Origin of the sequence: Kitasatospora sp. NPDC059160, from assembly GCF_042755465.1 — a bacterium.
GTDB lineage: Bacteria > Actinomycetota > Actinomycetes > Streptomycetales > Streptomycetaceae > Kitasatospora.
In genome coordinates, this window is record NZ_JBHZCN010000114.1 from 18,231 (window position 1) to 27,765 (window position 9,535).

At 75.8% G+C, this 9,535-nt stretch carries 7 protein-coding genes; 4 read left to right on the forward strand and 3 right to left on the reverse strand.

Annotated features, from left to right (window positions below):
- Nucleotides 1-176: 176 nt before the first annotated feature.
- Nucleotides 177-1,133, reverse strand: a complete 957-nt coding sequence (sigJ, locus tag ACFXOZ_RS34930; protein ID WP_380593932.1) for an RNA polymerase sigma factor SigJ — start codon at nucleotides 1,131-1,133, stop codon at nucleotides 177-179.
- A 137-nt stretch (nucleotides 1,134-1,270) separates the two neighbouring features.
- Here sigJ and ACFXOZ_RS34935 point away from each other — a divergent pair, with 137 nt between their 5' ends.
- Nucleotides 1,271-1,636, forward strand: a complete 366-nt coding sequence (locus ACFXOZ_RS34935; protein ID WP_380526987.1) for a DoxX family protein — start codon at nucleotides 1,271-1,273, stop codon at nucleotides 1,634-1,636.
- Between the two features lie 48 nt (nucleotides 1,637-1,684).
- Nucleotides 1,685-2,227 (forward strand): GNAT family N-acetyltransferase, encoded by a 543-nt coding sequence (locus tag ACFXOZ_RS34940; protein WP_380593934.1) that lies wholly within the window; start codon nucleotides 1,685-1,687, stop codon nucleotides 2,225-2,227.
- Nucleotides 2,228-2,239: 12 nt separating this feature from the next.
- Here the strand turns inward: ACFXOZ_RS34940 and ACFXOZ_RS34945 are convergent, their stop codons facing one another.
- Nucleotides 2,240-2,827: a PadR family transcriptional regulator gene (locus tag ACFXOZ_RS34945; RefSeq protein ID WP_380593936.1), complete on the reverse strand. Its 588-nt coding sequence runs from the start codon at nucleotides 2,825-2,827 to the stop codon at nucleotides 2,240-2,242.
- A gap of 95 nt (nucleotides 2,828-2,922) precedes the next feature.
- Here ACFXOZ_RS34945 and ACFXOZ_RS34950 point away from each other — a divergent pair, with 95 nt between their 5' ends.
- Nucleotides 2,923-3,375 (forward strand): nuclear transport factor 2 family protein, encoded by a 453-nt coding sequence (locus ACFXOZ_RS34950; protein WP_375896493.1) that lies wholly within the window; start codon nucleotides 2,923-2,925, stop codon nucleotides 3,373-3,375.
- A 955-nt stretch (nucleotides 3,376-4,330) separates the two neighbouring features.
- Here the strand turns inward: ACFXOZ_RS34950 and ACFXOZ_RS34955 are convergent.
- The gene (locus ACFXOZ_RS34955) at nucleotides 4,331-4,552 is read right to left on the reverse strand and encodes a hypothetical protein (protein WP_380593938.1); all 222 of its coding nucleotides are present in this window, start codon (nucleotides 4,550-4,552) and stop codon (nucleotides 4,331-4,333) included.
- 862 nt (nucleotides 4,553-5,414) lie between these two features.
- Here ACFXOZ_RS34955 and ACFXOZ_RS34960 point away from each other — a divergent pair.
- A complete protein-coding gene (locus tag ACFXOZ_RS34960; RefSeq protein WP_380593940.1) occupies nucleotides 5,415-9,416 on the forward strand; it encodes a Pls/PosA family non-ribosomal peptide synthetase in 4,002 nt (1,333 codons plus the stop codon).
- Nucleotides 9,417-9,535: the final 119 nt, after the last annotated feature.

The window sequence follows — 9,535 nt, forward strand, 5'->3', positions numbered from 1 at the left end:
GGCCCGCCGGGGTTGATCCCCCCCGGCCCCCCCTCGGGGCCGGGGGGGCGGGGGGGGGGCCTTAGCCGCCGCCCGCCACCGTTCGGGGACTCGGCGACTCCCGGTGACGGGTTACCCCCGGCCGGCCCCAATGCTGCGCCGGGGCGGGGTGGTTCACCCGAACGGGATTCGTGTGTTTACCGCTCCCGCACCCGTCGCAGCCCGATGTCGGAGACCTCGCCCAGGTGGCCGAGCTTGTCGGGGTTGGACACGGAGTGCAGCGCCCGGATCGCGCCGTCGACGATGTCCAGCTCCAGGACGGCGGCCACGCGCCCCCGCGGGTCGTAGGAGACCGCGCCCGGGCGGCCGTTGACCGTCGCCGGGTGCAGGGTGATGCCGAGTTCGCGGCCGCGGCCGAAGCCGAAGGCGAGCAGCTGGGCGACGCGCTCGCGGCCGGCGACCGACTTTCCGACCGCCTGCGCCTTGCCGCCGCCGTCGCCGTGGAAGACCACGTCGGGGGCGAGCAGGTCCAGCAGCTCGGTCAGGTCCCCGCCGGCGGCCGCCGCGAAGAAGCGGCGCGCCAGTTCGTCGCCCTCCGCCCGCCGGGCCGCGGGGAGCGGGGTGTCCGCGCCGCCCGCGGCCAGGCGTTTGCGGGACCGGGCCAGGATCTGACGGCAGTTCGCCTCCGACTTGCCGGTCAGCTCCGCGACCTCCGGGTAGCCGTAGCCGAAGGCCTCGCGCAGCAGGAACACCGCCCGCTCCACGGGGGAGAGGGCCTCCAGCATCAGCAGCAGGGCCATCGACAGCGAGTCGGCCAGTTCGGCGTGCTCGGCGGGGGCGTCGCCGGGGCGCTCGGCGAAGGCGACCACCGGCTCCGGCAGCCACTCGCCGACGTAGGACTCGCGCCGCACCCGCGCCGAACCGAGGTGGTTGATGCCCAGGCGGGTGACCGAAGTGGCCAGGTACGCCTTGAGGTTGGTGACGGTGGTGCCCGCCCGCTGGGCGCGGGTCAGGTTGAGGAAGGTGTCCTGGACGAGGTCCTCGGCGTCGCCCACCGAACCCGTCATGCCGTAGGCGATGGAGAACAGCAGCGGCCGGTACCCCGCCGCCTCCGTCGCGCCCGCGCCGCCCGCCGCTCCTGCCGCTCCCGCCATGGCCACCCCGTCTCCCGTCCCCGGCGCCGCCCCGGCCCCGGGGTGGCGCGCGTCACCGTGGGCGGCTGTCACGGGCCGCCCGGCCGCCCTGTCCCAGAGGGCAGCAGCGGACAAACGTACCGAGGAGAACGAGCGTCATGAACACTGCCCTGTGGACCGTCACCGCCCTGCTGGCCGCCGCCTACCTGCTCGGCGGCGCCTTCAAGGTGCTGGTGCCCAAGGAGCGGATCGCCGCCGCCGGGCGCAGCGGCCGCTGGGTCGAGGACTTCGGCGCGGGGGCGGTGAGGGCGATCGGCGCCCTCGAAGTCCTGGCCGCGCTCGGCCTGGTGCTGCCCGCGCTGGTGCACGTCGCGCCGGTGCTGGTGCCGCTGGCCGCGCTCGGCCTGGCGCTGCTGATGGCCGGCGCGGCGGCGGTGCGCCTGCGGCGCCGGGAGTACCCGCTGGTGGCGGTGGACGCGCTCTACCTGCTGCTGGCCGCCTTCGTGGCCTGGGGCCGCCTGTAGGGCCCGTCGCCCAACTGCCCCTCGGAGGGCCCTTGCTAGGGTGCGCGGATGGAAGACCTGGACCTGGGAACCGTGGCCTGGCCGCCCGCACCGATCCGCACCGAACGCCTCGTGCTGCGCGGCAGCCGGGAGTGCGACCGTGCGGCGTTCGTCGACCTGCTCTCCTCGCCCGAGGTGCACACCTACCTCGGCGGGGCCCGGCCGCGCGCGCAGGTGGAGCGCGAGCTGCCCGGGGCGCCCGAGGACCGGCCCGGGACCTTCGTCGCCGAACTCGACGGGGCGATGGTCGGCCTGGTCCTGCTCCGCCGGGCGACCGGCCACCGCCGCCCGGCCGCCACCGGCCGGCTCGACCTCGGCTACCTGTTCCTGCCCCGGGCCTGGGGGCGCGGCTACGCCGCCGAGGCGTGCGCGGCGGCACTGGCCTGGCTCGCCGGAGCGCTGCCCGGCGAGGCGGTGGTGCTGACCACCCAGAGCGCCAACACCGCCTCGATGCGGCTCGCGGCGAAACTGGGCTTCACCGAGGTGGAGCGCTTCCAGGCCTGGGACGCCGAGCAGTGGCTCGGAATCCGCCCCCCGACACCCGGCGCCTGACCGCGCTTCCGCTCAACTGCGCTCAACTGCGCCGCGCCCGCCCGGCGTTCGGCTGCGCCGCGCCAGGACGGCGATCGCCTCCCGGCACCAGTCCCGGTTGCCCCGCTCGAAGGCCAGGCCGCGCAGGCAGGTCAGGTACGGGCCGATCCGCTCGCCCTCGCGCAGGAACCGCGCCTCGTCCCACCCGCCGCGCATGCCGTGCAGCATCCGCTCGAACAGGTCGATCTTCGCCTGGGCGAACTCGGCGCGCTCGGCGAGCTGTTCGGCGAGCACGGCGGGGTCGAGGTGGTCGGCGGCGCGGACCTTGACCATCAGGTCGTCGCGCACGAAGGAGGGCTTGGCGCTCGCGGCGGCGAACTCGTCCAGTTCGGCGAGGCCGGCCGCGGTGACGGTGAACAGCCGCTTGGTGGGGCGCCCCTCCTGCGCCACCTCCCGCCCGGCGACCAGCCCGTCCCGTTCCAGCCGGGCCAGTTCGGCGTAGAGCTGCTGCGGCTGGGCGTACCAGAAGTTGGCCACGCCGAGGTCGAAGGCCTTGGCCAGGTCGTAGCCGCTGGCCTCCCCGTCCAGCAGGGCGGCCAGCACGGCGTGTCGCAGGGCCATCGGGTCGGCCCTCCCTCCTGTTGCCGGATGTGATCCGCATGGTAGTAGTCATCAATCTGACTAGTCACATCCATGACTATCCCGGGAGTGCCGCCATGACCGCCGCCACCACCGCTGCCACCGCCGCCGAGCGCCTGCGCGCCGCCGTCGACGCCCGCGACCTCGCCGCGCTGGACGACCTGTTCACCGACGACATCCGCTTCTACAGCCCGGTCAAGTTCGGCCCCTTCGAGGGCAAGCCCATGGTGCTCGGCCTCTTCGGGGTGCTGCTGCGCACCTTCGAGGACTTCCGCTACGTCGGCGCGTACGAGGGCGCCGCGCAGACCAGCGCGGACGGTACCGAGGCGCCCTCGGCGGTGCTGCTGTTCCGGGCGGTGGTGGGCGGCAAGGAGATCCACGGCATCGACCTGGTGCACGTCGACGAGCAGGGCCGGATCAAGGAGTTCACCGTGATGGTCCGTCCCCAGTCCGCCGTCCAGGCCCTCGGCCAGGCGGTCTTCGCCGGCCTGATCGCCGCCGGCCTGGTCCCCGCCCCGCCCACCGCCTGAGGCCCCCGCCCGAGGTCCAACGCCCGTCCGGTGCAGGCCTGGTGCACCCCCGCCCGCCCCGGCCTGGCCTGGAGGGGTGGGCGGCGCTTCGGGACACGGCTGTTGCCGTTCGCGGACACCCCAGGCCCGCCGGAGCGGGCAGGATGTGGGCGAACGTTCCGAAGGGGGACGGCCGACGGGGGTGGCGTGATGGGGAGTGCGGCGCGGCGCGGGGGCGCGGTGGTCGCGGCGGCGGTGCTGGCGCTGGGGGCGGCGGCCTGTACGGGGCAGGACGGCGGCACGCCGGAACCCGCGGCGAAACCCGCGGCGAAACCCGCGGCGACAGCGGTGGCGACAGCGGTGGCGACGGCCGCGGCCACTGCGGCGGTGCACCGGGTGGTGCTGCCCGAGCCGGCCCCGGCGTCGGCGCAGTGGGTCCTGGACGAGCTGGCCACGATGCACAAGGGCACACCGGACTGCCCCGTCCCGACGCCGGAGAACACGGTCGTGCTCGACCGGGGCGAGGGCTCCCAGGACTGGGCGGACGTCGTGTGGCTGGAGGACGACTCCCACCTGTGCCTGGCCTCGACCACCCGCGTCGACGGCCGCCTGAACACCGACGTCACCGGTGGCCCGCCCGGGGCCTTCACGGCCCGCAGGCGGCCGACGATGATCGGCGACCACCGGCGGCTGTCCCTCTTCGTGCTCTTCCCCGTGGACACCAAGCAGGTCGTGCTGCGGGGCGATGCCCGGCACCGGTTCGGGCCGCTGCACCAGCGGGTGATCGACCTCGGCGGCGGGAGGGCGGTCACCGTCGTCCGGTACGGCTTCGCCACCCAGGTCCCCGGCGCCCCGGCTCCCGGGGCGCAGACGATGGAGCCGCCGTACACGGACGACCTGCCCCAGCTGTGCCCGACCGTCACCGAGCCGTGCCACGCCGCGGACGTCGACGGCTGGGCGGGCCGTGGTCCCCCGTTCAGTCCAGCAGGGCCGCCACCGCCGCCACCGGCCAGTGGCCGGCGGCGCCGGGGCGGGTGGCGAGGTAGCCGGCGGTGCGCCAGGGGCCCCAGGTGTGGGATTCGGCGAGGCCGGCGGCCAGGGTGCGCAGGTAGGCGGGGGAGGGGGCGGTGGGGGTGGCGCCGGCCAGGCCGGTGGGGGAGGTGAGGGTGAGCACCGGGCGCCCCCGGAGCGCGCCCACGCGCAGGAGGGTCCCGGTAGCGGCCGGGGCCGAGGCGGTCGCGCCCGGTGGCCAGGACCCGGGTGAGGTCGAGGTCGGCGGCGGGGGTGCGCTGTATCTCCTGGCCGGCGACGTCGCCGAACTGGCCGGCCGTGACGAGGTAGGCGCGGCAGGGCACCGGCCCGGGCCCGGCGGGGTCGTAGAAGGCGGTGCCGCCGCCCCAGGTGGCCGAGTGCCCGGCGAAGTACACCGTGCCGGGCAGGGGCAGGGCCGCGCTGGCGCGCGGCGGGCGCCGGTCGCGGCAGCCCGGGCAGGCGCGTGCCGCGCCCGCGGGGCGGCCGCCGCAGAGGTAGCAGGAGAAGCGGGCGGCGTGCAGGTTGGACCCGTACGCCGCGTTCCAGAGGAGCCGGTCCCGGCCGGTGGTGCCGGGGCGGGCGGCCCGGGCGCACACCGAATTCACAGGAAACATCCGCACGGAAAAGGGCGGCGGCAGCCTCCCACACAAAGATGAGAATGACGTGCACAGGTCGAGAATCCGTCCGAAACCCCCCGATTCGGTAGCCGACCCCTCACTACCTGTACCGTTCCGGTCGCCATGGTGTTCATCACTCTTCCCTCCGTCGTCACGCCCCTCCGGTTTCCGCCGATTAGCCTTCACCATCGAAAACGCTCGAAACCCCCCGAAATGACATTCGATTCGTATCGATGCCTGAGGAAACGGCATCGATGATGAGAATTCTCTTTGACCGCACCTTCGCTGCATCCAGCCGACTCCCAGCGGAGTCATGGTGAGTGGGCGCGTCCCACCAGGTGACGACCAGGTCACCGCACGTAGCAGGCAATGCGCGCCCTCCCAGGAAAACGGAGCCGAGGAACCCACCCCATGGACGCACGGCATGACACGTCCGGCCCAGTCACGCTGCACCGCCCCCACCCGGGGCAGGCAGCCGGCTGGCCGGTGGCCCAGCCCGCCCACCCCCGAAGCCTCCTCGACGTCATCGCCGCCACGGCCGACGCGCACCCGCACGCGCCCGCCCTGGACACCGGCGACGCCGTCCTCGACTACAGAACCCTGCTGCAGGAGGTCGACGCCCTCGCCGGCGTCCTGGCCGGCCACGGCATCGGCACCGGCGACCGGGTGGGCGTACGCATCCCCTCCGGCACCGCCGACCTGTACGTCGCCATCCTCGCCGTGCTGCGCTGCGGCGCCGCCTACGTCCCGGTGGACGCCGACGACCCCGACGAGCGCGCCGAGATGATCTGGCAGGACGCCCGGGTCTGCGCCGTCGTCGGCGCCGAGCGCCGCCTGTTCGCCGGCCCCGCCGCCCGCCCCTCGGGCCGCCCCGCCTGGCCCACCCCCGCCGACGACGCCTGGATCATCTTCACCTCCGGCACCACCGGCCGCCCCAAGGGCGTGGCCGTCACCCACCGCAGCGCCGCCGCCTTCGTCGACGCCGAGGCCAGGATCTTCCTGCGCCCCCAGCCGCTGGGCCCCGGGGACCGCGTCCTGGCGGGCCTGTCGGTGGCCTTCGACGCCTCCTGCGAGGAGATGTGGCTGGCCTGGCGCCACGGCGCCTGCCTCGTCCCCGCCCCCCGCTCCCTGGTCAAGGCCGGCACCGACCTGGGCCCCTGGCTCGTCCAGCGCCGCATCACCGCGATCTCCACCGTCCCCACCCTGCTCGCCCTGTGGCCCCAGGAGTGCCTGGACCAGGTCCGCCTGATCATCGTCGGCGGCGAGGCCTGCCCGGCCGAACTGGTCGAGCGCCTGGCCGTCCCCGGCCGCGAGTTCTGGAACACCTACGGCCCCACCGAGACCACCGTCGTCGCCACCGCCGCCCGGATGCTCCCCGGCGAGCCGGTGCGCATCGGCGCCCCCCTGGACGGCTGGGAGATCGCCGTCGTCGGCCCCGACGGCCACCCCGTGCCCTGGTACGAGAGCGGCGAACTGCTGATCAGCGGCATCGGCACCGCCCGCTACCTCGACCCCGCCAAGGACGCCGAGAAGTACAGCCCGCACCCCGCGATCGCCTCCCCCCGCGTCTACCGCAGCGGCGACCTGGTCCGCAACGACCCCGAGGGCCTGGTCTTCCTCGGCCGCGCCGACGACCAGATCAAACTCGGCGGGCGCCGCATCGAACTCGGCGAGATCGACGCCGCCCTCCAGGCCCTGCCCGGCATCCGCGCGGCCGCCGCCGCCGTCCGCAAGACCCCCGCCGGCGCCGACCTGCTGGTCGGCTACCTCGTCGCCCAGCCCGGCACCACCCCCGACCTGGCCACCGCCCGCCGGCACCTGCTGGAGCGCCTGCCTCGACCCCTGGTGCCCGTCCTGGCCCTGGTCGACTCCCTGCCGACCAAGACCTCCGGCAAGGTCGACCGCCACGCCCTGCCCTGGCCGCTGCCCACCACCGGCACCACCGGCCCCGACGGCCCCGCCCAGCCCCTGGACGGCACCGCCGGCTGGCTCGCCGGCCAGTGGGAGCGCCTGCTCGGCATGGCCCCCGGCAACGGCGACGACTTCTTCGCCCTCGGCGGCTCCAGCCTCACCGCCGCCCGCCTGGTCTCCGAACTGCGCACCCGCCACAGCGGCGTCTCCGTCGCCGACCTCTACGCCCACCCGGTACTCGGCGACCTCGCCGGCTACCTCGACTCCCTCGCCCCGGCCCCGCGGGCCCAGGCGGCCGCGGCCGGGCCGGAATCCGCCGCGACCGCCCCGCCCCGCAGGCCGGTGCGCCCCACCCCGCGCAGCGCCGGCCTCTGGCAGACCCTGATGCTGCTCGCCATGTTCGGCCTCTCCGGCCTGCGCTGGGTGATCGTCCTGATCGCCGCCGACAACCTCATGGGCACCGACATCCCCTGGGCCCCGCACAGCTCCTGGTGGCCCGTGGCCGCCGGCGCGCTCCTCTTCTTCACCGCCCCCGGCCGCACCCTGCTCGCCGCCGCCGGCGCCCGCCTGATCACCGCCGGCATCCGCCCCGGCAGCCACCCCCGCGGCGGCCACGTCCACCTGCGGCTGTGGGCCGCCGAGCGCTACACCGCCATGTTCGGCACCGGCAACCTCTCCGGCACCCCCTGGGCCGTGCGCTACGCCCGGATGCTCGGCTGCCGCGTCGGCCGCGACGTCCAGCTGCACACCGCGCCCCCGGTCACCGGCCTGGCCCGGATCGGCAACGGCGCCAGCCTCGAACCCGAGGTCGACATCGCCGGCTGGTGGCTCGACGGCGACACCCTCCAGCTCGGCCACCTCGACATCGGCGAGGGCGCCGCCGTCGGCCACCGCGCCACCGTGATGCCCGGCGCCCGCGTCGGCGCCGGCGCCCAGATCGCCCCCGGCTCCTGCGTCACCGCCACCGTCCCGCCCGGCGAGCACTGGCACGGCTCCCCGGCCCGCCCCTGCACCGAGGCCCGCACCCCCTGGCCCACCGCCCCCGCCAAGCGCACCCGCGCCTGGAACCCGGCCTACGGCGCCGCCTTCGCCCTCTTCGGCCTCGTCCCCGTCCTGGCCGCCCTGCCCGCGCTGTTCATCGTCTACCCGCTGGTCGGCACCGACCGCACCCTGCTCGCCGCCCTGCTCCAGCTGCTGCCGCTGACCGTGCCGCTGGCCGTCCTGACCGTCTTCTGCCACGCCGCACTGATAGCCCTCCTGATCCGCCTGCTCTCGCTCCCGCTGCGCCCGGGCTTCCACCCGGCCACCGGCGGCGTCGCCTTCTGCGCCTGGGGGGTCTCCCACCTCAGCGACGGCGCCCGGCGCACCCTGTTCCCCTTCTACGCCAGCCTCTTCACCCCGGTGTGGCTGCGCCTGCTCGGCGCGAGGGTCGGGCGCCGGGTGGAGGCCTCCACCGTGCTCGCCCTGCCCGCCCTGATGCGGGTCGACGACGGCGCCTTCCTCGCCGACGACACCCTGGTCGCCCCCTACGAGCTGCGCGACGGCTGGCTGCACCTGGGCCGCTCCCACGTCGGGCGCCGCTCCTTCGTCGGCAACTCCGGCATCGTCGGCCCCGGCCGCTCGCTGCCCGACAACTCCCTGGTCGGCGTGCTCTCCGACACCCCCGCCCAGGCCCCCGAGGGCTCCTCCTGGCTGGGCCGGCCCGCCTTCGCCCTGCCCCGGGTGGCCGCCGCCGGCGGCGAGGACCGCACCTACAACCCGCCCAAGCGCCTGATGTGGGCCCGGGCCGGCGTCGAGGTCTGCCGGCTGCTGCCGGTCGTCGTCGCCGCGATCCTGGCCGACCTGGTCTTCGCCGCCCTCCAGGCGATCCGCGACGACTACGGGCTGGGCACCGCCGCCGGCGCGGCCGGCCTGGTGCTGGCGGCCGCCGCCGTGGCCGCCCTGGCGCTCACCACCCTCGCCAAGTGGCTGCTGGTCGGACGCTTCCGGGTGTCCGAGCACCCGCTGTGGTCCTCCTTCGTCTGGCGCAACGAGCTCTACGACACCTTCGTCGAGGAACTCGCCATGCCCTTCGGCGGCGGCGCCATGACCGGCACCCCCTACCTCAACCTGTGGCTGCGCAGCCTCGGCGCGAGGATCGGGCGCGGGGCCTGGTGCGAGACCCACTGGCTGCCCGAGAGCGACCTGGTCACCGTCGGGGCGGGCGCCAGCGTCAACCGCGGCACCGTGCTGCAGACCCACCTGTTCCACGACCGGGTGATGCGGCTGGGCCCCGTCCACCTGGGCGCCGGCTCCACCACCGGGCCGCACTCGATCGTGCTGCTCAACTCCTCGCTCGGCGACGACACCACGGTCGGCCCGGCCTCCCTGGTGATGCGCGGGGAGAACGTCCCCGGCGCCACCCGCTGGCTGGGCAACCCGGTCGCCGCCTGGAACGCCGACGCCACCCCGCCGGCCGGGCGCCGCGCGGCCCGCGGGCGGCGCCGGGCCGCCGTGATGTAGCCCACCCGCACGGGCCCGCGCACAGGCGGTGGGGGGGGCGGGGGGCCCCGCGGGCGCCCCCCCCCGCCGGGGCGCGGGGGGGGGGGGGGAAGCGGGCTGAACCCGGACATGTTGTTATT